Raw genomic sequence first — 24,891 nt, forward strand, 5'->3', positions numbered from 1 at the left:
TGCTTGCTTGCTTGCTTGCTTCGTAAAAAATATAGCAGGAGAAAATTAATACCCTACATTTTGCTTCAACGTTCCTTTGCTATTATCGATGACAGCTTGTGGAATTGGCCACAATTCATTTTTTCCAGCTTTGAACGATCTATTTTCAGAGAAAAAACGATCAGTTAACGAAGTATAGGTAACCTTGCCTGTTTTAGGATCCACCGTACCTTTCGACAGCGCGCCATTTACAGGACCGTTCATTACGTCTTTGGCTATTCCCCAACGAATAATATCAAAGCGACGGCGTCCTTCTCCGGCGAATTCTACACGGAGCTCACGACGTACCAATTCACGCAGTTTGCTCTGGCCACTGTATACGGCTTTATCTACTTTTGGCATCTTAGCGCGCTGGCGAACTAGATCGATATTATCATATACGGTATTATCGATAATCCCCAATTCAATCTTTGCTTCCGCATTTAACAAAAGCATTTCGGCATAACGCATCACAATAATGTTGGTACCTACGTTCCAAATGTTCGCATAACTGCTCGGATTTTGGATATATTTTTTATAGTTGTAAGCTGTGCTAGATGCATTATCTGGACCAGATGGATAATCTTCCGATTTCGGATTTAATGGATCGAAATATTTACCATTGTACAGTGCTCCTGGGTAAACAATTGTTGCGCCCAGGCGTGGATCTCTTTTTTCATATGGACTGGCAGGGTCATAAGATTTTGACTCGCCAATAGTCTGTCCATCGGCAGTTTCGTAAGCATCTACCAGACTCTGTGTTGGTACAATAGACCCCCATCCCCCCATTGAATTGGGCAGCATAATACCAAGTGAAGTATATCCTTGAATATTTACCAAATATTCGATATTCATCATGACCTCACTGTTATTTTCATTTGCCTCTTCAAATAAGGTCGCATAATCATCGAATAATTTATAATTAGCCGAAGAAATGATCTCCTGTGTTGTATTGATGACATCCTGGTATTTCTTCTCAAAAGCATAACAGCGCGCCAATAAACCAAGGGCAGCACCTTTGGACATACGGCCGCCACCCTTAGCAAACGACAAATCTGCAGCAGCTTCTTTCAATTCTTTTTCCACAAATTCCAATACTTGCTTTTGCGTATTTGCAGGCACAAACGAATTTTCTGTCGTCAAAGTTTTCGTAATGATAGGCACTCCCCCAAATAAGGTCGCCAAATCAAAATACTTGTATGCTCGTATAACGCGTACCTCGGCGGTCAGCCGCTTCTTCTTTTCAGCATTAACCGGTGATTTTTCAATATTTTCAAGGATGTAATTGGCTCGACGGATATGCTCGTACGTATAGCGGGCCTCTGCATTTCCAGCGTTTGTCGGTGTTGCGGTGCCATTTCCTAAAGCCTGGAATCCTTCCCAAGGGAAATCACTATTGGAGTTATCCGACGTACAGTCCATGTAAAAAATCTGGGTACCGTCTTCCCAAGCAGATCCTTCGGCCAGCTTACCGTCGCTTCCCCTTGTACCGCTGTACAAACCTGTTACAGCAAAATCGGTTTCTGCTTCCGTTTTCCAAAAATTATCGGCATTATAGGCATCCAACGGTTCCTGATCGAGTTTTTGACAAGAGAACAGTAAGGTGGCTACGCTCAATGCAATCGTTATATTTCTAAGTTTCATGATTTTCAATTAAAAGTTTACGTTAAGACCAAACACATTTGTTTTCACTTGGGGATAGTAATTACCTCTAGAATCCGCTGGGGCCTCCGGATCAAATCCTTTAGCAAATCCGGTAAAAGTCAAGAGATTTTGTCCACTATAGTATACTTTAGCCCCCTTAATACCGATTCTATCCGTAAACGTTTTTGGTAAGGTATAACCGAAGGTGATATTCTTCAAGCGGACATAACTTGCATTCTGGATCCAGAAATCGGAAGGAGTGCCTGAAGGGCTATTTTGTGACCAACTGGTCAATGCCCTCGGCATAGATCCGTTTGGATTGGTCTCTGCATTGAAACGATCTGCAAAAATGGTTGTCGGTTTATCCGATCCCGAGATCCCGCCAATGGCTTCGCCCCAAAGATAGCCCTGTACTTTAGCCGCACCTTGGAAGAATAGGCTCAGATCAAAGTTTTTATAACTCATATTGGAGGTCAGACCAAAGATAAATTTTGGATCGGGCGAACCTAGATATACACGGTCATTTCCATCGATTTTCTTATCGCCATTCTGATCTTTATAGATAATATCACCAGCACCTACAGTTCCGTTCACCCCTTGAATACCACTGTTTTTATATTCCTCGTCCGAACGATAGATTCCAGCAGTTTCGTAGCCATAAAACGAACGGATTGGTCGTCCCTGCTCATAGATATAGAAAGTTCCATTGACCTGTGGTTCGTCACTGGCCCATTTTTTAATCTGGTTGTTGATATAAGAACCGTTTGCGGCAATGCTATATTTGAAATCTCCGATGCTATTTTGATAGTTGACTTGTAGCTCTACCCCATTATTTTGCACTTTTCCTGCATTTTGGTAAGGCGCTGGAAGACCATATAAGTTCGATACAGGCAGTTTTAACAACACCCCATCAGTTTTACGGTCAAAGTATTCAAATACAAAGCCCAGATTATTTTTGAAGTTCAGGTCTAGACCAATGTTGGTACTTGTCGTTGACTCCCATTTTAATATTGGGTTTGCCGACTCTACAATGGCTCCACCGGAACTAATCTCACCACCAAAAGAATAGTTATAACCAGGAGAAATGGTAAATAAGCCTGGATAATAGGCGTCGGAAGAAGGATATGAATTGTCTGATGTTGCCGCTAATTGTTGGTTTCCTAGTTTACCCCAACCGCCTCTTAATTTCAATTCTGAGATTACATCAGACAACGAGGATTCTTTAAAGAAATCTTCCTGAGAAATACGCCATCCTGCTGAGAAAGACGGGAATGTACTCCAACGATTGCTTCCCAAGAATCGCGATGTTCCATCACGTCTCACATTGGCTTCCAATAGGTACTTATCCGCAAATGCATAATTGATACGACCGAAGAAAGAGCGTAATATTAGCTTTTTGGCTCCCCCATCGACTTTCATTCCGTCTTTGCTGCCCAAATTCAGTTCTGAAAAATCATTATTTAAGAAACCTTGTGCATAAGCACTGGAGTAATCCGCACGGAATGTTTCATCCATAAAACCACCTAAAACATTGATCTGATGGTCACCAATCTTTTTGTCATAGGTCAACAAGGTTTGAAAAGTCAATCGTTCAGATTGAAAGTTGTAAACAGTCAGATTATTCACCCCTTGCTTAGGTCCCAAATCACCGTTCGGTGCATAGTATTGGATGTCTTTGACGAATTTGGAAGACATATTGTCGATCGGTTGAAAGCCAACAACTTGTTTGATCTTCAATCCATCCATAATCTTAAATTCACCGGAGAAATTGACCTGCGTATGTTTATAGGTCATATTATCCTTGGCTTCGAGATCCATCCATGCAATTGGGTTACCATCGCTACCACGACCATATACACCATTACTGTATTTATAAGGAATAAAACTAGGAATACGGTTTACCTGTCTAAAGATCTGCGCCATATCACCTGTATAAGGATTTACAGGTTCGGTGATACGTTGATAGTTATACGCCAGTCCTAGATCAAATCGAAGCCTGGAAGATACTTTTGCACCAACATTTGTGCGTAAATTATACCGGTCCGAACTCGCTACTTTAATAACACCTTTCTGCCCTAGATAGCCTCCGGAAGCCATATATTGCACATCTTCTGTTCCACCTGTAACTTGCAAATTATGCGATTGTTGAAAGCCCGATCCCTTGTAGAGCAGTCCTAACCAATCCGTATTGGGATGACCGTCCGGATCAGATCCATTTTTGAAAAGTTCAAGATCCTGCTGGGAAAAACGCTGTGTCTTCCCTTCATTTTTAAGGGCCTCATTTAAGATAACAGCATGGTCATAAGAGTTCATATATTCCGGTAGACGTGTTGGATCCTGAATACCGGCATAGCCTGTATAATTCAATTGCGGCTTGCCACTACCGCCCTTTTTGGTCGTAATCAAGATAACCCCGTTTGCAGCCTTAGAGCCGTAAATTGCTGCACTAGGTCCGTCTTTCAATACCGAAACACTTTCGATATCGTTGGGGTTGATATTATTCATCGAGCTTTCTATTCCATCAACAATAACAAGCGGATTCGCATTATTGATGGTACCCAGCCCACGAATACGGATCGTACCGTTGTCTTTACCGGGCTGTCCTGAATTTTGGGTAATCGTTACACCCGAAAATTTACCCTGGATCGCAGAAGATACATTGGTAACCGGACGATCCTGTAGATCTTTTGACGTGATCGCTTGTACCGCACCGGTTAAATTTACCTTCTTTTGTTTAGCGAATCCCACAACGACCACTTCCTCCAATGCCTCATTATTACTTTCCAGCTGAATTGATAGGGTCGTTCCTGTAACTGTCACTTCTTTGGTTTTGTAGCCAACGCTACTAACAAGCAAAATATCTCCAGCTTTAGCTCGAATTGCAAATGTTCCCTTTGCATCTGTAGATGTCGATACCGATGTTCCTTTGACCGAAACAGTCGCAGACGCAAGAGGACCATCTTCTGCGGTTACTTTCCCGGTAACTTGGTTCTGAGCGACCTTGTTTGCTGTATGTTTAAATGCAATCGGCATTTCTGCGGCCCACAAACTTTGCGAAGACGCAACAAGAAGAGCAATAGCAAGCAGGCTTACCTTTTGGTTACTTGTAAATTTTGAAATCATAATTAAATAGTTAGTAAAATTGAGTCTGTCAGTTTAGTATTAGATTGACTGGTTCAGCCCGTTAAATTAGAGGGATATTTTATGGGAACAAAACAACGGTGTCACGAAATCGATTGCGTAAATAACGCAATCGATTGACTTCTATTTATTGAAATTCACTTTGTCACTTTTTTAGTATAGAAAACAATGCAACCGGCTGCATCCAAGCTGGAACGCTGTTGTTATATTAAAAACAAATACTTATATGTTCCATTAATACTTTATTAATGGACTATTAATTGGGTTAATCGATATTTAGCGGCATAACTTAATTATAAATCGATATGATAGCTAAAACGCTCAAATTCCATCTTCTTGGCATCTGTCTACTTTTTTCGGTAGGCTTACTATTCGCACAAAAACAATACGACTCGTATAGCGGCCTTGTTATGGCCGGCTACCAAGGCTGGTTCAATAGTCCTACGGATGGTGCAGACCGCGGATGGTACCATTACCGTGGAAAAAACGGATTCCAACCCGGTTCTACAAATATCGATTTTTGGCCCGACGTCAGCGCCTATCAAATAACCTATGACAGTTCTTTTATGACAAAAGAGGGAAAGCCCGCTAAACTCTATAGCGCACATGACTATTCTTCCGTCAACCTCCATTTTAAATGGATGCAACAATACGGAATCGATGGCGTATTTATGCAACGATTCGTGGGTGAGATCGCTAACCCCAGTGGTCGCAACCACTTCAACACAGTGTTGACTTCGGCTATTCATTCAGCCAATGAATTTGACCGCGCAATCTGCGTGATGTACGACCTTAGTGGCATTAAAGATGGTGACGACAAAATCTTAATGGACGATGTAGCCGCCCTTGAAAAAGAATGGAACCTCAAAAAGCGTGATCGCGCCAAAACCTATCTTTTTCATCATGGCAAACCACTGATTGCCGTTTGGGGTATCGGATTTAACGACGGTCGCAAGTATAATCTCAAAACAGCCGAGCGTATTGTCAATTACCTCAAACAAAACGGCTATAGCGTACTTCTTGGCGTACCGACTTATTGGCGAGAATTACGCCAGGATACTGAATCCGATCCATTTTTGCATGAACTCATCAAAAAATCAGATATCATTATGCCTTGGTTTGTTGGTCGATATAATCAGGCCGGATTCGATCAGTTCAAATCCTTGATCAAAGATGATATGGACTGGTGCAAACAACATCAAATCGATTATGCTCCACTTTGCTTCCCTGGATTCTCCTGGACGAACATGACTGGGAGTTCACGTGCCTTTGTCCCTCGTGATTCCGGAAATTTCTTATGGAAACAATTACAGTATAACCTTTCTATTGGTGCTCAAATGCTCTACATCGCCATGTTTGATGAAGTCGACGAAGGTACCGCCATATTCAAGACACTGCATCAAAAAGATGTCCCACTTAATGGAACAGGTTCATTTGTCGGTATTGAAGATAATCTTCCCAATGATCATTATCTTTGGTTAACCGGACAGGCAAGCAAATACCTAAAAACCAAAACCTCAGTCCCCGTAAAACAACCAAAAAGAAACTAAAAGATGAAAATAAAAACGCTCCTATACTGCGCACTGCTACTGATGGGCAACACAACAATTAAGGCACAGCAGTCCACTAAAATAATAGATGCCCCAGCTAGTCAGCGGCAACATAAGATCACGCAATTCTGGACAGACCGCACACAGATTCAGTCGGCAGCAAGTCTTTCCGCAGGCCCTTTAACGTTATGCTATGCACGCCCCGCAGGAGTTTGGGAGGAAGCGTTACCGCTCGGTAACGGTCAGCTCGGTGCTATGTTTTTTGGTGGTGTCGCCGATGAACGCATCCAACTGAACGAAAGTACGCTTTGGGCCGGTCATCCGCAGGATCCCAATAATCCCAAGGGGAAAATGTATCTGCCCCGCATACAACAACTTCTTTTTGAAGGTAAAAATAAAGAAGCAATCGACCTTGCAGACACAACTTTGATGGGCTTACCCAAAAACATCAAACCCTATCAGTCGCTTGGCGAACTATGGTTTGATATGCCCCATCTTAAAGCTGAACAGTATGCGCGCTCGCTTGATCTTGAGCGTGCATTGCAACAAACAAGCTACGTGTATAATGGCGTCAAGTTCTTTCGCGAGTCATTCATTTCAGCTCCTGCCAACGCGATGGTCATCCATTATACAGCAAACAAGAAACAGGCACTCGATCTAAACTTCACCTGGAAAAGAGCCCAGGATTTCAGTTGCACGGCTGATCCGACAGATCCCACACAATTGCTACTTCAGGGGCAAATTGGCCAATCTGCTCATGCCCATGAGCGCGGAACAAAGTTTGCCGCAATTGCAAAAGTAATCCTTAAAGGCGGTAAACTTATCAATGCCGACGGCCGCATAGCGATTACCGGAGCAGATGAGATTACCATCATCGTCACCGCTGCTACGGATTATCCCGGATTGAAGCATATCGCCTATCCACAAACCCCGGTGGATATTGATCCACTTGCAAGCTGCCGCAAGGTAATCAGTAGCCTGAACAAACAGCATTATCAACAGTTAAAACAAGCTCATATAGAAGATTACCAACAGTATTTTAATCGGGTCAAGTTGAATCTTCCTGATCCAGAACAAGATAAACTCGCAAAACTACCCACCGATTCACTCATTCGGTTGACAAAAGAATTGCAAAAGGTACCTAATACCTTAGTCAACAAATTCTTTCAGTTTGGTCGTTACCTTTTAATCAGCAGTTCACGTCCAGGACATATGCCGGCAAATTTGCAGGGCTTATGGGCTTGGCAGATGGATCCACCTTGGAATGCTGATTTTCATACCAATATTAATTTGCAAATGAACTATTGGCCTGCCGAGGTAACCAATCTTTCTGAATTGCATAAGCCCCTATTTGACCTGACGAAGGCATTAATTCCTTTTGGTGAGCGTACCGCAAGCAAGCTCTATGGAGCCAAAGGCTGGGTGGTACATCATCTCACCGATGTCTGGGGCTACACAGCTCCAGCCGATGGCGTACAGGGCATTTGGCCCATGGGATCGGCCTGGATGGCGCAGCACCCCTGGGAACATTATAACTATACTGGCGACCGAGAATTTTTAAAAGTCCAGGCTTATCCTATTATGAAAGGAGCGGCTGAATTTATTTTGGATTTTATGGTCAAAATCCCCCAAGGTAAATCATTTGCCGGTTATTGGACCACCAACCCTTCACATTCCCCTGAGAATAGTTTTATCCTACCATCGGGTGAAGTTTCCAGTTTTACCTACGGTGCCACCATGGATACACAGATTATCCGCGACCTCCTGCAAAATTGTGTTGAAGCCACAAAGCTCTTAGATTGCGATCCTGATTTCAGACAACGCTGTCAAGCTGCCTTAACCAAACTTATTCCAACACAAATCAGCAAAGAAACAGGCCGCATTATGGAATGGATCGAAGATTATAAAGAGACAGAGGTAAATCATAGGCATACCTCACATTTATTTGGTTTGCATCCGAGCAACCAGATTTCAATCGTTAATACGCCCGAACTAGCCGAAGCTGCAAAAAAGACGCTATTAAGTCGGGGCGATCATGGTACAGGTTGGAGTCTAGCCTGGAAAATCAATATGTGGAATAGATTGCATGACGGAGAACATGCCTACCGCTTATTGTATAACCTGATCAGTGACAAGACACTGCCCAATCTGTTCGATAATCACCCACCTTTCCAAATTGACGGGAACTTTGGCGCGACCGCAGCGATTGCCGAAATGCTGCTGCAAAGCCAGGTCAGGGACAAAAACAACAATTACCTGATCGAGCTGCTACCCGCTTTAAGCCACAACATGGATCAGGGAAGCGTAACCGGACTTAAAGCAAGAGGTAATCGTACGGTGAATATACAATGGGAAAACGGTAAGCTTAAAAAAGCCGAAATCCTACCCAGCAGTAATGGTCCGGTCTGTATCAGCTATGCAGGTAAACAGATCGAACGGAATGGAACAAAAGGTACAGCAGTCTTGATTACCCCCGATATGTTTCAATAAGGGAGCATCCATATTTGAGCTGCTTATCAAAGTTTTGGTTATTCGATTTAAAGCAAGGCGAATATCCTACCGCGTATAGACAATAGGACAAAGCTATCCATAAACAAAAGCGCTGTTGATCGATGATCAACAGCGCTTTTTACCTTTTTTACTTTCTGACATACACATGCCGGTAAGCAAGCTTTGTTAGTTTCCCCAATTTCGATTTGCGCTATCCCCCATCACAAATTCCAATGTGCCACCTTTCAGCACATCGGCATGGGTCAGCTGTGGAACGTTCAGCGGCTGACCATTTAATTTCGCCGATTGAATGTATTTGTTTTTTGCAGATGCATTCTTGCCGATAATTACAAAAGACTTGCCATTAGGAAGCTGCATGCTCACTTTCTGGAAAAATGGAGAGCCGATGCTGTAGGAAGTCAGACCTGGTGTTACAGGATAGAAGCCCATTTGGGAAAAGACCACAAAAGCTGACATCCCTCCACCGTCTTCATCGCCCGGTACCCCCATAAGATCGTTTCTAAACCACTCACCGATCAGTTTATGTATCCGTTTCTGTGTCATCCAAGGTTGTCCGGCGTAATTGTAGAGATAAGGAATATGCAAAGCCGGCTCGTTCGCCATGGAAAATTGTCCAACATTACCTGTATGATCGGGAAGCTGCCCATAAAAATCAAATTTCGACCGACCCAAAGGTTGCTGAAACATCTCATCAAGGTATTTGACAAACAATTCATTTCCCCCCATCAATTTGATCAGATCCGGAATGTTGTGCTGTACATCCCAACGATATATCCACGCATTGTTTTCACCATAATACTCCCGTGCTCCCTGTCCGCCAGAAAACACATAATCAAAAGGCATGATAAAATTTCCTTTGTCATCTTTGGGATGAAAAAATTTGGTCTGTTCGTTGAAAAGATTTCTATAATTGAAAGATTGCTTCATAAAGAGATCATAGTCAGCCTGGTTACCCAATTCTTGAGCAAGCTGTGCCAAGCACCATAAGTCGTAAGAGGTACCCAAGGTTACAGCGACAGGCTGTCTCCGTTCAAAACCGTTTACTTCTGGTATCGTTTCTTTCTCACCTGGATATAATGCTGGAATATAGCCTTTCTCCTTAAAAAATTCGTCTAATTTCCCCGCGGCTTTTCCCGACCAAGGAGCTAGCGTCTTTTCTGTAATCGCACCTTTTGCTGCCAGATAGGCTTTCTTGATGTCAAAATTACGTACTCCTTTGCGGTAAGCATCCAACAAAGTTGCTACACCATGATTGGAATTCATCCGTCTACTATCACCCGTAATCTCAGGGAAAGTAGGTAACCAAGGCTGCTCCATCTGTTCAGACATCCGGACAAAAGAATTGAGGATCAAGGATTCTGTGCCAGGCTCTAACAGTACCCGCAATGGATGATGTGCCCGGTAGGAGTCCCAGATCCAGTCATCGGTAAAAAAAGGTTTGCCCTCGTCCTGATGGACCTTACCGTCGAACGCACTATAATAACGGCCATCCTCAGAAATATTGACTGGCCTTTCGTAGGTGCGGTATAAGGAGGTATAAAACACATGTTTATTGGACTCATTGTCGCCTTCCACGGCAATTTTACCTAAAGCGTCGTTCCATATTTTACGGCCTTTTTCAGCCAGCTTCTTTTGATCAAAGTCGCTGATTTCACGCTTTAAATTGGCTTTTGCCTGTGCGACATCGATAAATGAAACACCATATTTCATGCGCAAGCTAGTCCCTGCCTGATTGAACTCCAATACCATACACGAATTCTTACCAACAGCTTCTGTTGCATTTTCAAGTTGTTGGCCTTGCAGTCGCTTTACCGCAACAGGCTTGGATTCGGGAATAGCATAAATATACACATGCGTTCCATTACCAATATCCTGTGTACCCGAAAGTCCCTGTCCGTCCCATTGAAGTTTTCCTTCCTGCGAGTTGAACTGAAGATATTTTGTAGAAGTTGTTGGAAACGTAAAGGTATACATCCCCGACTGATGCGACAGCGCATAGTCTACCTGAATATTCTCCTGATCCAACAGCACCGAATAGGCATACGGATGTATTTCCTCCTGATCGTAACTATACAGTTGTACCGGTTTCAAACTGCCTGGCAATTTCACCATGGGACTAAGATTGAATGCCGATTTTCCACGATGGCTGGTAACGATAAGCGGCAGACCGAACAGACGGTCTGACGTATAGTCTCCACGCTCAGGATAAACGCGCAAAAGGCTGTTTGGCAAGTGGACTGTTGGATAGGTTGGCACCAATAAATGGCTGATGTTGCCCATATAAGGATTGACATAGTCAACATAATCTTTCGTCATTTTAGCTTGGGAAAAACCTTTTAGCATACTGACCGAAAGAAGAGAACAGCAGCATATTGTGCGTAACAATGTATTGGTTTTACGTTTGATATTCTTCGTTAGCATTTTAAACAATTAAGTGTTCGATGGTTTAAGGGCGAAACAGTTGTTCCGCCCCTAAAGTTAATTTTTTTTGGCAACATATCGTCTTCGTGTCCATCGATTATTTGGGACCTGTCAATAATCCAGTCTGCTTTACCTTCTTGATACTGCCGTCCTTATTGTACTCCAAGCGGTCTACGCAGATAGAGCGAAGCCCATCGGTGAATTCGCCATTTTTTTGTGACATTTCACTGTGATGGTAAAAAGCATACCATTTACCTTTGAACTGCAAGATAAATGTTGATTGATGTAGTGCGTAAAAAAAACGCTACGCTTTACGACTTAATTTGGATGTTGAACGATTATCCCTATATTCGACAAGCCAATCCCATAGGGAACTTGTGCGATATAAACCAATTTATCAATAGCAGGACATCATGAACATCCTAAAACCTTATTTACTTATCCTTCTCCTACCATTTATTTATTTTGACAGCCTTGCACAGTCCGCGACGAAGATTATCGATCTTTCCACCTATGGTGTTGTTCCCAACACGGGCAACAATAGTACTGCATTGGTCAATAAAGCTATTCAATCCATCTTCAGCAAGATTGGCAAGAAAGAACCTATTATTTTAAAATTCAAAAAGGGACGTTATGACTTTCATCCAGAAGGGGCGCTAACCCGCGAATACTACATCTCCAATCACGATCAGGACAACCCCAAAACCGTAGGTATGGCATTTGAAAATTGCGACAACATCACAATTGATGGACAAGGATCAGACTTTATCTATCATGGACGCATGTTACCTATCGCATTGATCGAGAATAAAAACCTCACGTTGAAAAATATCCACATCGATTTTGAGCGCCCTCAGATCTGCCAGGTCAAGATTTTACAAAACGATACAATCAACGGTACAATTACTTATCAAACTGCACCTTGGGTAACCTATACGATCAAAGACAGCATATTTTACAATACCGGTGAAGGCTGGCAACTGAGACCGACATCGGGGATTGCCTTTGAAGAAAAGACCAAACGGATAGTCTATAATACAAGCGATATCCGCGTGGGCACAACCAAAGTGAAAGAGCTCTCTCAGGGTATTATTCAAGCGCAGCAATGGAAGAATAGCAAGCTTATACCGGGTACCGTCGTTGCCATGCGCGCGGGATTTCGTCCCAGTCCGGGCGTATTTGTCCATAAAGGAAAAAATATACGACTTGAAAATATCGCCGTCCATTACGCCGAAGGCATGGGTTTGCTAGCTCAATTAACGGACAACATCACATTGGAAGGTTTCCGAATTGCACTTCGCAGCGATCAGGATCCGCGTTATTTTACAGCTCAGGCCGACGCAACACATTTTTCGGGTTGCAAGGGTGTTATTGTATCGAAGAATGGACTGTATGAAAATATGATGGATGATGCCATCAATATCCATGGCACCTACCTGAAGATCACCAAACGACTAGACGACAAAACATTGATCGGTCGTTATATGCACGATCAATCCTACGGATTTGACTGGGGCTACCAGGGGGATACGGTCCAATTTATCCGATCCAGTACAATGGAACTCTGGGACCAGAAAAATAAGATCCAATCCATTAGCGTTTTACGCGAGAAAGCCTCAGATCCAATCCGCGAATTCAAGATTACTTTAAGTAATGCTTTGGACCCAGCTATTGACCCAACAAAAATGGATATTGGCATCGAAAACCTCACATGGACGCCACGTGTGCTATTTAGTGGCAATACCATACGCCACAATCGAGCACGGGGTGCTCTATTCAGTACGCCAAAAAAGACCCTGGTAGAAAACAACCGCTTTGATCATACTTCAGGTACAGCTATTCTCCTGTGTGGCGATGCCAATGGTTGGTACGAAACGGGTAGCTGCCACGATATTCAAATCCGGAACAATACTTTTATCAATGCCTTGACCAATATGTTCCAATTTACCAATGCGATTATATCGATCTATCCAGAAATTCCGGATTTAAAAAATCAGCAGAAATACTTCCATAGCCATATCGTCATCGAAGACAACCGCTTTGAAACCTTCGATAAGCCTATTCTTTACGCCAAATCAGTCAATGGATTGGTCTTTCGCAACAATCAAATCAAGACCAATAAGGAATATCCTGCATTTCATTGGAATAAAAAGCCCTTATTTTTTGAACGTGTCGCAAATAGCATTATTTCAAACAATACGGTAAATGGCAAACAAAGTGATTTACAAACCTTGGATCAATAACAAGTCCCGATATTTAAACTATAAACTGTCCCTATGTTATTTCACAAAAACAATTTATCATTCACCCTTGCGGTGTTATTTATCGGTATGCATGTAGGAGGCCATGCGCAAACAGTCAACCGAACTAAAGTTAAGCAGAAGCACCAATCGGTATCCACAACAGAACGCCCCAATATTGTCGTGTTTTTTGTGGACGACCTCGGTTGGCAGGACATGTCCGAACCATTTTACAAGGTCAAAACGCCAATCAACGAAAAGTTTCATACCCCCTATCTGGAAACATTGGCCAAAGAAGCCATTAAATTTACCAATGCGTATGCAACACCGGTGTGCACACCTTCCCGGGTGAGCTTTCTGACCGGTTTAAATGCTGCTCATCATCGTGTCACCAATTGGACCCATCCCAAAGCTGACACCCCGACCGATAGCAAAGATGAATTGTTGAATCCACCGGATTGGAATATCAACGGACTAAGCCCTGTGCCCAATATACCACATACGATATATGCTACTCCATTTCCAAGCATCCTTAAGGCCAATGGTTACTATACCATTCATGTGGGTAAAGCACATTGGGGATCTGCCGGAACACCTGGTGCCAGCCCTTTAAATTTGGGTTTTATGGTCAATATTGCAGGACACTCCGCTGGGCATCCACAAAACTACTATGGCGAGCAGAATTACGGAAACCTTCCTGGTAAAGCAGGTTATCAGGCAGTTCCCGATCTTATGGAATACCATGGCACATCCACATTTTTAACGGAAGCCTTAACCCGGGAGGCGCTGAAGGCACTGGAGGAACCTATACGCCGTAAGGAGCCTTTTTTCCTTAATTTTTCCAACTATGCGGTGCATGTCCCGATCCAACCCGATCCACGTTTTGTACAAAAATACCTCGACCGCGGCTTAGATTCCACTGAAGCAGCTTATGCTTCACTAGTCGAAGGTTATGACAAAAGTATGGGTGATATCGTTCAATTTCTTAAAGACAAAAACCTGTACGATAACACCGTCATTATTTTCCTTAGCGACAATGGCGGACTAAGCCTCAGCCCAATGCGCACCGGACCAAGCCATACACAGAACCTACCATTAAAAGCTGGGAAAGGGTCGGTTTACGAAGGTGGAATCCGGGTTCCTCTGTTGATCAAACAGGCCAAACAGCACCCTGCAAGCACAGATGCTACCCCTGTTATGGTCGAAGATCTCTTTCCAACGATTCTCAGTTTAGCCAAAATAGATCGCTATCAGCTCGTACAGGAAAAACCAGATGGAAAAAATCTTTTGCCCTTAATGGAAGGTAATAGGTCCGACAATTGGAACAGCCGTCCATTGGTATGGAATATCCCCAACAAGTGGACAGTACCAGATGGCCCTGGAATCAACTTTTTCTCGGCAATAAGACAAGGAGATTATAAGTTACTTTACGACATGAAAAATGGGAAGCTTGAACTTTACAACCTGCAGCAAGATATCGGTGAACTCAACAACCTTGCCCCAAAAATGAAAGGAAAAACCAGCGAGCTCAGCAAATTACTTTCTGATCAGCTCCGGACTTGGAAGGCTCAGTTGCCGACCTACAAAGCTACGGGACAGCAGATCCCCTATCCTGATCAAATTAAGCTGATGGATTAAGGGGCCTGCTTGGATGACTTATACAGCGAAGCCCCGATACAACGAAGCCCCGAAAGTACATATCGGGGCTTCGCTGGTTTATCCTCTCCTTCGAAGATACGATTTAGCAAAATCTGTTGCTATCCTGACAACTATCCTTTTTTTTCTTTTTTTGCAGATTCAATCAGTTCACGCATTTCTAATTTAATGTAATCAACATTAGGGGTCTTTTATTAATTTAAAATATTATTAAACCTTGACAATAAAAACCGAATTTTTTATGGCTCTGCAAGCATAAAACAAGATAAATTTCAGCACTCATCCAAAAACAAATGTACTTTTGACTATTTATTCGAAAAATTAAAAGTGAATTCTATTTTAATTTTATTCAACCTAATTTTGAGTTAATTACGGCTCAAAAACCAATTTCTTATGAATATAAGCCCAAATGATGATGTCAAATGTTTAATGAATTTCAAAAGATTAAACACAAAAAATAAAAAATACGTACAGATCTTGACCTTATTTAATAAAATCTGTAATATTGAAAAAAAGTTACATTCCTCAACCCTACCAATCTAAGGAATTCAACTTCACACTATCATATCATGAAAAACGATAAAGATCCAGCTCATAATGATGCAAGCTTGTTAGCTAGGCTCCGAGAAGGCGATTTAGAGGCTTTCAATATTTTGTATGATAAATATTGGTCTTTACTTTTAGATGAATCTTACAAAAGACTCGAAGATTTAGCTTCCTGTGAAGAGATTGTTCAGGATGTATTTATTGAACTTTGGGAACACTGTCCCAGTAGAGAGATTCACAACCTGAAATCCTACCTCATTGCATGCATGAAATACAAAGTCTTTGAAACCTATAAGAAAAACAAACGCAGAAATATCCTTATCGAAGAAAATCATCACCTTTATCGAAGTTATGAAATTCTGGAAGGAGATCAGTATGCCGAAAAGGATTTAAAATCTTTAATTGAACAATGGGTAGCCCATCTCCCACAAAAAAGAAAAGAAATCTTTAAAATGAGATACTTAGATGGACTTACCACAAAAGAAATTAGTGATTTGACAGAAACTTCCCAAAATACAGTTCAAAATCACCTCGGAGTATCAATTCAAAAATTAAAAAAACTTGTTATCCAACATTTTTTGACGCTACTCATAATTTTATACAACTGTAAATAAGTAAATTACAAATAAACACCAATTTAGACTAGTACATTTTTTCCTTTTAGGGGCACTATTTAAGTGAACATTGTACTAATCATATGCAATATCCTAACCAAGAGCTCGAAAAGCTAATTGACAAATACTTAAAAGGCGAAGCCAATTCGGAAGAAATGGACGTCGTAGAACGTTTTTTCGATTCATTTTCATCCCGACCGAATTTAATCAAAACACTACCCGATCATGTACAGAAAGCACTCAAAGCACGCATTCATGGCAGAATTATAAAGAAACTGACTCGGAGGAATCAGAAAACATTCAATTTCCCTAGAATTGCAGCAGCTGCAGCTATCCTCTGTATCGCTTTTACAGCTCTTTATCTTTACAAAATTGCGCAACCAAACAATCGAGAAATTACGCTAACAAACGGACAACAGCAGCGAATTGTTCTAGAAGATGGTACAAAAGTTACACTTAATGCTTCGAGCAAAATAATCTATCCCGCCTCATTCAAAGATTCCAGCACACGTGAAGTTACTTTGATTGGGGAAGCATTTTTCGATGTCGCCAAAAATCCATCCAAGCCCTTCCTTATTCATACACCAAAAATGGAAATTAGCGTACTGGGAACCGCTTTCAATGTGCGCGATTATGCCGAAGAAAATAATGCCCAAACAGCTTTGGTACGTGGCAAAGTATCCATCTGGAAAAAAGGAACTGACAATCAGAAATTTATATTAAAGCCCAAAGAAAAGTTTGTGATCAGAAAGGTATATGGAGTTGAAAAGGAATTCCCATCTACAACTACTAAAACCGCATCGGCTCCTATGGCAATAGCTATTCAGCCATTTTCCATCTCTGAAAAAGACGGATCCGCGTTAGAAACCGAATGGTTATTAAATCGGATTACCATTCAAGATGATAGATTACTGGATATCGCCTTAAAACTAGAACGCATGTATGGCGTGGAAATTAAAATTACAAACAAAGCAGTTGCTAACCAACGCTATTCAGCAACATTCGAAAACGAACAACTAGAAAATATCCTAAAAGCATTACAAACTGTCAATTACTTTCAAATTAAAAAAACGGGGAAAAATCAAATACAACTACTCTAAAAACAATCAACCTATATAACTCACATGAACAAAACAAAACCCAAATTTAGAAAAGAGTCGAGATTGGCTTTACTGCTCATTTGTCTTAGCGCCATGCATATACAGAGCTTCGCCTATTCTCAAACTGAAAAAATTGATGTCTCCGTCCAGGGAGGAAAACTCGAAGATGTATTTCAAACAATCAATGACAAGAGCAAATACAAAATGTTCTTTAGCAAATCGACTCTCCCAAACTCGACAATCAATATTGTTGGAAAGAAAATCAGTGTAAAAGATCTTCTTTCCCAGTCTCTGGCCGGGAGCAACCTAACATGGGAAGTATTGGACAATGACATTATCGCTATAAAAGAAAAAAAAGAGAATCAGCAACACATTGCGGGCCAAGTAGTCAATGAAAATGGAACGCCTTTGGCAGGAGTATCTGTTATCATAAAGGACTGGCAAAAAGCAGAATACCGCAATATGCAAACGAGTACCGCAACGGATGTCAATGGACAATGGGGACTGCGTATTCCAAATGACGATGTCATTATTACTTTTTCTTTTATTGGTTATCAGAAGGTTGATATCACTGCAAAGCAGCTTATTGCCAATTCTACTCCTATTAAACTGAAACCGGAAGAAGGAAGCTTAGAAGAAGTGGTTGTTATTGGCTACGGTACGACAACACGTAGACTGAATACGGGATCAGTTGCTTCGATCACAGCGAAGGACATTACCTCTCAACCTGTAAGTAATCCCCTTGCCGCACTATCGGGAAGAATGTCCGGTGTATTGATCGCCCAAAACAATGGTGTGCCCGGAAGTGCTGTTCAGATTCAGATTAGGAATCAAGCGTCATTAAGTGGAACAACCTCTGGTTCAATACCGCTATACGTGGTTGATGGAGTTCCATTTACCAATTTTAACGGCGGACAACCTGCAACAGATAACCTCAATTCATTTGGTATCTCAGCTTCTTCAGGCGGCTTAAGTCCCTTCAGCATGATTAATCCAGCGGATATTGAACGTATCGATGTCTTGAAAGATGCCGACGCTACAGCGATCTATGGTAGCCGGGGCGCAAATGGTGTCGTATTGATCACCACAAAAAAAGGATCTGCAGGTCGTACTCGCATTGGTGTAAACTTTAACACCGGATTTACCGAGGTCAACCACTTTATCCCTATGTTGAATCTAGAACAATATCTCACGCTAAGAAAAGAGGCTTTTGCTAATGCTGGAGTTACACCTACAGCCGATAACGCTCCAGATCTTATGTTATGGGATCAGAACAAATCGACAGATTGGCAGAAAATGCTGATTGGAAACAAAGGACATATTACCGACGTTCAAGCGAATATGTCTGGTGGAAACGAATCTACCCGTTTTTTCTTTAATTCGGGATATAGACGCGAGAGTACTGTTTTTTATGGAGATAGCAAAAACAGTCGCTTTACCTCACGGTTAAACTTGGATCACACCTCCTCTGACAAAAAATTCAATGCCGCTTTATCAGTTAGCTATGCCAACGACAATTCCGATATGCCTTCCTCTGATGTCACATCTCTCTACAATTTGCCCCCCAATTATCCAATCTATAGTGACAATGGAAAATACTATTGGTTACCGTCATCAGCTTTTATTGACAACCCAATCGCCTTGCTCGAACGGAAATACTTTGGTAATACCAATAATCTGATCTCGAACGCCAATCTGAGTTACAAAATTCTACCTGGACTGACAGCAAAAGCAAATTTTGGCTATACCATCACACAGTTGAACCAAAATAATCAACGCCCAATTACTTCCTTAAATAACACCGTCTCCAACCCGCTTGGATCTTCCAGTTTCTCTAATACAAAGGCCGAAAATTGGATTATTGAACCGACATTGGATTATGTAAAAAGTATCGGCGAAGGTAAATTTACGGCATTAATTGGAACAAGTTTTCAGCAAAATTCATCCCGTTCACAGACAACCAATGGTTCTAATTATTCAAACGATGCACTTTTAGGTTCGCTCAGTGCCGCAGGATTATTCACTGCCAGCAATAACCTCGTATATTACAAATACAATGCACTATTCGGAAAAGTAAATTACGACTGGAAAGAGAAATATTTGTTTAATGGAACTTTTAGAAGAGATGGCTCATCTCGTTTTGGACCTAAAAACCGATTCGGAAATTTTGGAGCAATAGGGCTAGGATGGGTCTTTGGAAAAGAGGATTTTATACAAGATAATCTAACGTTTTTAAGTTTTGGTAAATTGAGAGCGAGCTATGGAACTACAGGTAATGATCAAATTTCAAATTACCTTTATCTTCCACTCTACTCTTCAACAACCGCATATCTGAATAATCCTTCCATGAATATTGGAACACTTCCAAATGAATATATCAAGTGGGAAACAACCAAAAAACTGGAGTTTGCTTTAGATCTAGGTTTCTTGAAAGATCGAATTTTGTTTACGGGAAACTTTTTCAGAAATCGTTCTTCTGACCAGATAACTGATTTAGTTTTAAGTACTCAAACGGGCTACAACAGTTACAAAGAAAACCTACCGGCATTGATCCAAAATACAGGCTTGGAATTGGAGTTGAATACCACCAATATTACAAATGAAAATTTTACATGGAAAACATCTGCTAATTTCACGTTTTATAAAAACAAACTTGTCGAATTTCCTGGAATTGAAAACACATTTTATTCAAGTAGCTTTCTAGTTGGTGAGCCGCTCAATATGGTCCGTTTGTATCACTATCAAGGTGTAGACCCCACAACAGGAAGAGCGTTATACGAAGACCGCAATGGCGATGGGGCTATAACGGGCGATGACCGATACGTTGCTAACTTAGGTACACCTTTCTATGGTGGATTTAACAATACTTTTTCCTACAAAGGCTTCGAGCTCGGTGTATTTTTTCAATTTAACCACCGCTTTGGAGTAACTAAAATCCTCAACACGAGACCGGGGGCTATGCTCAACCAAAATGATTACTGGTTGGACAGATGGACACCAAATAACAGCAATACCAATATCCCGGGAGCAATTATCCCGACAGTACCGGCATCTTCAGCTGATGGAGTTGCATTAAGCAACTCTTATAATCAATATACCAGCTCTGATGCTGTCTATGGGGATGCTTCCTATATTAAATTGAGGTCTGTCAATTTATCTTACAACCTGCCCAAAAGCTGGACTTCGAGATTAAAAATGTCTAATTGTAATGTATTTATGCAAGGGCAAAATCTCTTTACTTGGGCCAAGAACAAATATGTCCTGGATACCGAAACGACCGTGCAAGGCGGTCCATCTGGTTTAGGAACTGGAACGATTGCCCAGGTATTGCCTCCATTGCGGACGATTGTATTTGGATTTAACTATCAATTTTAAAACTAGAGATCATGAAATTAAACATCAATAAAAATATACTATTATTAGCAATTACCAGTGGAACTCTTTTGACCAGCTCCTGCGAAAAATTTGTGGAATTGGGCGCTCCACCGACACAAGTTGTAGCTGGCGAAGCATTCTCTACAGATGCTTCTGCAAATAGTGTCATACGCGGATTGTATACCACAACATTAAGCATCAATCTCGCTGGGACTTCAACCTTTTATACAGGAATCGCTGCAGACGACCTTCAATACAATGCGGCTGATGCAAATACCTCGGAATTCGCCAGCAATAACCTGCTGAACACAAATGGGAATGTCGCTAATTTCTGGTCAAATTGCTACCAACTTATCAAGAATGCAAACAATGCGATATCGAGTCTCGACGCATCCACCAGCCTTACCCCTAGTGTAAAAGATCAGCTCCTGGGCGAAGCGAAATTTTTTAGGGCTTATACCTATTTCTATCTCGTCAACCTCTATGGTGATGTGCCATTGCAATTACGTGATGACCTCCACGCTTTTGAAGATGCAATTCTTCCGCGAACTTCTGCACAGCAAGTATATGATCAGATTATTGCTGATCTAAAAGATGCGGAAAGTAAGATGGCGACGGCCTATGATGCAACGGCAAGCCCGAGAGGAAGAGCTAACAAAACTGCTGCAAGCGCACTATTGGCAAGAGTTTATCTCTACCAAAAGGATTATCAAAATGCCGAATCTTATGCCACCAAAGTATTACAGTCATCTGATTATGGCATGCCGACACCAGATAAAAATTTTGTAAACTCAAGTAATGAGGTTATCCTTCAACTTGGCAATCAAACGGGAGTAACGACATTTGGCTCCAATTATATTACCGCGGCTACAGCTACACCCGGCTACACCCTACCGGACGCTGTGTACAATAGCTTTGAGACATCTCCGACGGTTGACTTAAGAAAAACAAATTGGACAAGTCCAAAGACGGTCTCCAACAAAATCTATTATGCCATAACCAAATATAAAGTATCCTCGGGAACAGGTTCCGAATACCATATTATGCTTCGCTTAGCCGAGCAGTATCTTATTCGCGCGGAAGCGAGGGCTAAATTGGGAAAACTTGCCGAAGCCCGGACAGATGTGGATGCTGTCCGTTCTCGCGCTGGACTTGCAGGACTTAATTCAAGCTTAAACCAAACACAATTACTATCTGCAATAGAAACAGAACGCCTGCACGAATTTTTCGGTGAGTTCGGCCATCGTTGGCTCGACCTCAAGCGGACCGATCGTGCTACCGCTGTATTGTCTCCAATCAAATCAAACTGGCAGGCCACGGATGTCTTGTATCCCATTCCACAAGCCCAGATTTTGATCAACAATAAACTGACACAGAATCCAGGATACCAAGATTAATGAATTTAAAAAATCATACAGACAAAAAATGAAAACAAAAATCTTAACGGCTGCGTTGGTGTTTTCGCTAACAGCATCTTTTGCACAACAACCAGCAAAAAACAAATACCAACAGTATCTCCCCATTATAGAAAAAGGTACGTTGGTACAAAAGGATTCGCTTGCTAATGTATTAATGAGCGAATTAAAGACTTATAAATCAGAAGAAGACTACCGTACTACAATCAACATTTTGCGTTCTTTAGGGAAAGAAGATCTGCAGGCATCTGCAGAAGTACTGGCTAAGAAAAAATATCCAAAAGGATCACTAACCCGTGATGCCTTTATCACAGATGTTTTTTACAATGCAAGTACGCCAGTACAAAAAGAAAAAGCTTATAACGACCTTATCAAAAAATGGCCAGTTAAAAACTTCAAGGAAGAACCACTGACTTATGATTATGTATTGGCTAATTTAGCACAAAGTTTTGCCAACGATGGAAATGCACAAAAAGCAGTATATTATCTAGGAGAATTGAAAGAACGATTCTGGCGCGGAAATGGCTATATACCTGTTGGTCAAATTTTGCTGAGCGCAGGCGACACGACTACAGCGGCTCCACTACTAAAGACCGCTATGGATGATAGCTATTACTATTTAACACTTCCCGAGAACCAAAAAGACAATAAAGCTCGCTTTGCAGCGATGGGATACGCAAGCTCCATGTCAGCCTATGTAAATATTCTTGTTGCTCAAAAAAAATACGCTGAAGCGCTAAATTATATTGAGAATGCGCTCAAAGCTGCGCCAGAGCAAGCGGATGGTCTAGCGATGGTATACTACAAATCTTTAATGGGCACAGGAAGAAAGCTTGAGGCATATAATATTCTCACCAAGTTATATGCTAAAGGACAATTTGCGGTCGAAAATGATCTTAAAAAATTATATACTGAATTGAACGGATCTGTTCAAGGCTACGAGAATTTTAATGCATCCTTAAAAATAGTGTTAACGCAAAACATTCGCAACCATATCAAAGAAATGGCAACTTTTAAACCTGCACCTAATTTTGAATTACTCAATCTTAAAGGCGAAAAAGTATCCCTAGCCAGTTTAAAGGGAAAAGTTGTGGTATTGGATTTTTGGGCAACTTGGTGTCAGCCATGTATCCGTTCATTTCCAGGAATGAAGGCAGCACAGGACTCTTATGCAGATGATAAGGATGTACAATTCTTATTCATGAATACCTGGGAGCGTGATAAGAACTATAAGGAAAATGTGATATCCTTTATCACCAAGAATAATTATCCTTTTGAAGTGCTCTATGACGATCAAAAAGATCCACAAACCGGAGAAGTTATGGCCGCGAAATTTGGAGTCAAAGGAATTCCAGCAAAATTTATTATTGATAAGGAAGGAAATATACGTTATTTTCTTACGGGATCTACCCCAAATGTAGATTACATTAAATTAGAAATGAAAGAGCTCATCGAAGCCGCTAAAAAACCTTACAAAGGGTAAAAAAAGGGGGCGTCCAAAAAGATCGGACAGCCCCCTTTTTTTTAATATCCAGCCAACTATAATCCAACCAACTCCCGAGCGTAAAAGAAGAATTTTTATGGGCTTTAAGACTTTCTTTATATTGTGGATCGGATGAATCCGCCGAAATGAGCCATACAGCAAATAAATTTGAGCTATCAGCAAAAATAGATCTGTCTCAGCAGTCTTATATTTGTTGCTATACAATATGCAGATGGCAACAAGAAACAACAGGAAGAAGTGGCTTCTATTTTTGAAAAGAACAATCTTAGGACTGGCAGTTCTCATCGCTCTTATCGGACTATATATGATGCATCCACAATTCGGCAAAAGACCCTCGGGTGAAAGACTTCAACGCATACAGCTATCGAAACAGTTTAAAGACGGAAAATTCCAGAATAGCAGCCCTACACCACAGCTCACGCAGCCCTGGACCGTCGCCCTATACGATTATTTTTTTAAGCGCTCCAAACACCTTCCATACGGCTCTATTTAGGCGGGGACAGCGGCTACGATAACCACTTCAAAGAGATAGGTAATCAATTGGGCCCTTTTGACCTGGCTATATTGGAGAATGGCCAATACGACCTCAGTTGGAAACACATACACATGATGCCGGAGGAGGTTGTCCAAGCGGCACATGATCTCAAAGCTTCCTTACTGTTTCCGGTTCATTCGTCCAAGTTTGTATTGGCCAATCATGCCTGGAATGAACCTCTAGAACGTATTTCCAAGGAAGCAATACGACAACAACAGCCTATGCTTACCCCCATGATCGGCTAGGTCATCGACCTCGATCAGCCCCCTTTAACACCTAGCTACTGGTGGCGGAAATAATGTTAAGCAACGGAATTGATAGTCGCTGGTGTTATGCCAAACTTCTCCTTGAAAGAAGCATAAAAATGAGAAAGGTTTTCAAAACCCAGATCAAGATAAAAATCTGCAGGTTTTTGTCGCTTATTTTCAATTAGATAATAAGCCTCAGAAAGACGTCTTTCTTGCAGCCATTTTCGGGGAGAGGTCTGGAATATTTTCTCAAAATCACGTTTAAAGCTTGCTAAACTCCGCCCAGTTAGTTTGGCAAAGTTTTCTAAAGGCACATTGTACCGATAGTTTTCAACCATAAACTGCTCGAGATCAATCTTATGCGGCTCCGAAA

General features: G+C 41.6%; 16 protein-coding genes. 11 read left to right on the forward strand and 5 right to left on the reverse strand.

Annotation, left to right across the window (positions count from 1 at the left end):
• Nucleotides 1-45: 45 nt before the first annotated feature.
• Nucleotides 46-1,662, reverse strand: coding sequence for a RagB/SusD family nutrient uptake outer membrane protein (locus tag B2X72_RS12685; protein WP_070567424.1), 1,617 nt, complete (start codon nt 1,660-1,662; stop codon nt 46-48).
• Between the two features lie 9 nt (nt 1,663-1,671).
• Complete coding sequence (locus B2X72_RS12690; RefSeq protein WP_286849754.1) at nt 1,672-4,785, reverse strand: SusC/RagA family TonB-linked outer membrane protein; 3,114 nt, start codon at nt 4,783-4,785, stop codon at nt 1,672-1,674.
• A 323-nt stretch (nt 4,786-5,108) separates the two neighbouring features.
• On the opposite strand from B2X72_RS12690, the gene B2X72_RS12695 reads away from it, so the two are divergent.
• Together B2X72_RS12695 and B2X72_RS12700 are read left to right on the forward strand one after the other, a co-directional pair.
• Nucleotides 5,109-6,353: a glycoside hydrolase family 71/99-like protein gene (locus B2X72_RS12695; protein WP_286849756.1), complete on the forward strand. Its 1,245-nt coding sequence runs from the start codon at nt 5,109-5,111 to the stop codon at nt 6,351-6,353.
• 3 nt (nt 6,354-6,356) lie between these two features.
• Entirely contained in the window at nt 6,357-8,843 is a 2,487-nt protein-coding gene (locus B2X72_RS12700; RefSeq protein WP_286849758.1) for a glycoside hydrolase family 95 protein, read from the forward strand.
• Nucleotides 8,844-9,029: 186 nt separating this feature from the next.
• On the opposite strand, the gene B2X72_RS12705 is transcribed toward B2X72_RS12700, so the two are convergent.
• Complete coding sequence (locus B2X72_RS12705) at nt 9,030-11,285, reverse strand: GH92 family glycosyl hydrolase (protein WP_286849760.1); 2,256 nt, start codon at nt 11,283-11,285, stop codon at nt 9,030-9,032.
• Between the two features lie 97 nt (nt 11,286-11,382).
• A complete protein-coding gene (locus B2X72_RS12710) occupies nt 11,383-11,508 on the reverse strand; it encodes a hypothetical protein (protein WP_286802355.1) in 126 nt (41 codons plus the stop codon).
• Nucleotides 11,509-11,698: 190 nt separating this feature from the next.
• On the opposite strand from B2X72_RS12710, the gene B2X72_RS12715 reads away from it, so the two are divergent.
• From B2X72_RS12715 to B2X72_RS12755, 9 genes are all read left to right on the forward strand, one after another.
• Nucleotides 11,699-13,528: a right-handed parallel beta-helix repeat-containing protein gene (locus B2X72_RS12715; RefSeq protein ID WP_286849762.1), complete on the forward strand. Its 1,830-nt coding sequence runs from the start codon at nt 11,699-11,701 to the stop codon at nt 13,526-13,528.
• A 33-nt stretch (nt 13,529-13,561) separates the two neighbouring features.
• Nucleotides 13,562-15,163, forward strand: coding sequence for a sulfatase (locus B2X72_RS12720; protein WP_286802350.1), 1,602 nt, complete (start codon nt 13,562-13,564; stop codon nt 15,161-15,163).
• Between the two features lie 587 nt (nt 15,164-15,750).
• Nucleotides 15,751-16,341 carry an RNA polymerase sigma factor gene (locus tag B2X72_RS12725; protein ID WP_075991593.1) on the forward strand — a complete coding sequence of 197 codons (591 nt, stop codon included), beginning with the start codon at nt 15,751-15,753 and terminating at the stop codon, nt 16,339-16,341.
• A gap of 83 nt (nt 16,342-16,424) precedes the next feature.
• Nucleotides 16,425-17,441, forward strand: a complete 1,017-nt coding sequence (locus tag B2X72_RS12730; RefSeq protein WP_286849764.1) for a FecR family protein — start codon at nt 16,425-16,427, stop codon at nt 17,439-17,441.
• Between the two features lie 24 nt (nt 17,442-17,465).
• The gene (locus B2X72_RS12735; protein WP_286849766.1) at nt 17,466-20,816 is read left to right on the forward strand and encodes a SusC/RagA family TonB-linked outer membrane protein; all 3,351 of its coding nucleotides are present in this window, start codon (nt 17,466-17,468) and stop codon (nt 20,814-20,816) included.
• 11 nt (nt 20,817-20,827) lie between these two features.
• The gene (locus B2X72_RS12740) at nt 20,828-22,213 is read left to right on the forward strand and encodes a RagB/SusD family nutrient uptake outer membrane protein (protein WP_286849768.1); all 1,386 of its coding nucleotides are present in this window, start codon (nt 20,828-20,830) and stop codon (nt 22,211-22,213) included.
• Nucleotides 22,214-22,241: 28 nt separating this feature from the next.
• Entirely contained in the window at nt 22,242-23,714 is a 1,473-nt protein-coding gene (locus tag B2X72_RS12745; RefSeq protein WP_286849770.1) for a TlpA disulfide reductase family protein, read from the forward strand.
• A 232-nt stretch (nt 23,715-23,946) separates the two neighbouring features.
• A complete protein-coding gene (locus B2X72_RS12750; protein WP_286849772.1) occupies nt 23,947-24,228 on the forward strand; it encodes a hypothetical protein in 282 nt (93 codons plus the stop codon).
• A complete protein-coding gene (locus B2X72_RS12755) occupies nt 24,213-24,515 on the forward strand; it encodes an MBL fold metallo-hydrolase (RefSeq protein ID WP_286849776.1) in 303 nt (100 codons plus the stop codon). The genes B2X72_RS12750 and B2X72_RS12755 overlap by 16 nt, the downstream gene beginning before the upstream one ends.
• 56 nt (nt 24,516-24,571) lie before the next feature.
• On the opposite strand, the gene B2X72_RS12760 is transcribed toward B2X72_RS12755, so the two are convergent.
• A partial coding sequence (locus B2X72_RS12760; protein ID WP_286849774.1) for a helix-turn-helix domain-containing protein occupies nt 24,572-24,891 on the reverse strand: 320 nt, incomplete at its 5' end.

The sequence above is a fragment of the Sphingobacterium sp. UBA7253 genome (genome assembly GCF_002472745.1).
Taxonomy (GTDB): Bacteria; Bacteroidota; Bacteroidia; order Sphingobacteriales; family Sphingobacteriaceae; genus Sphingobacterium; species Sphingobacterium siyangense.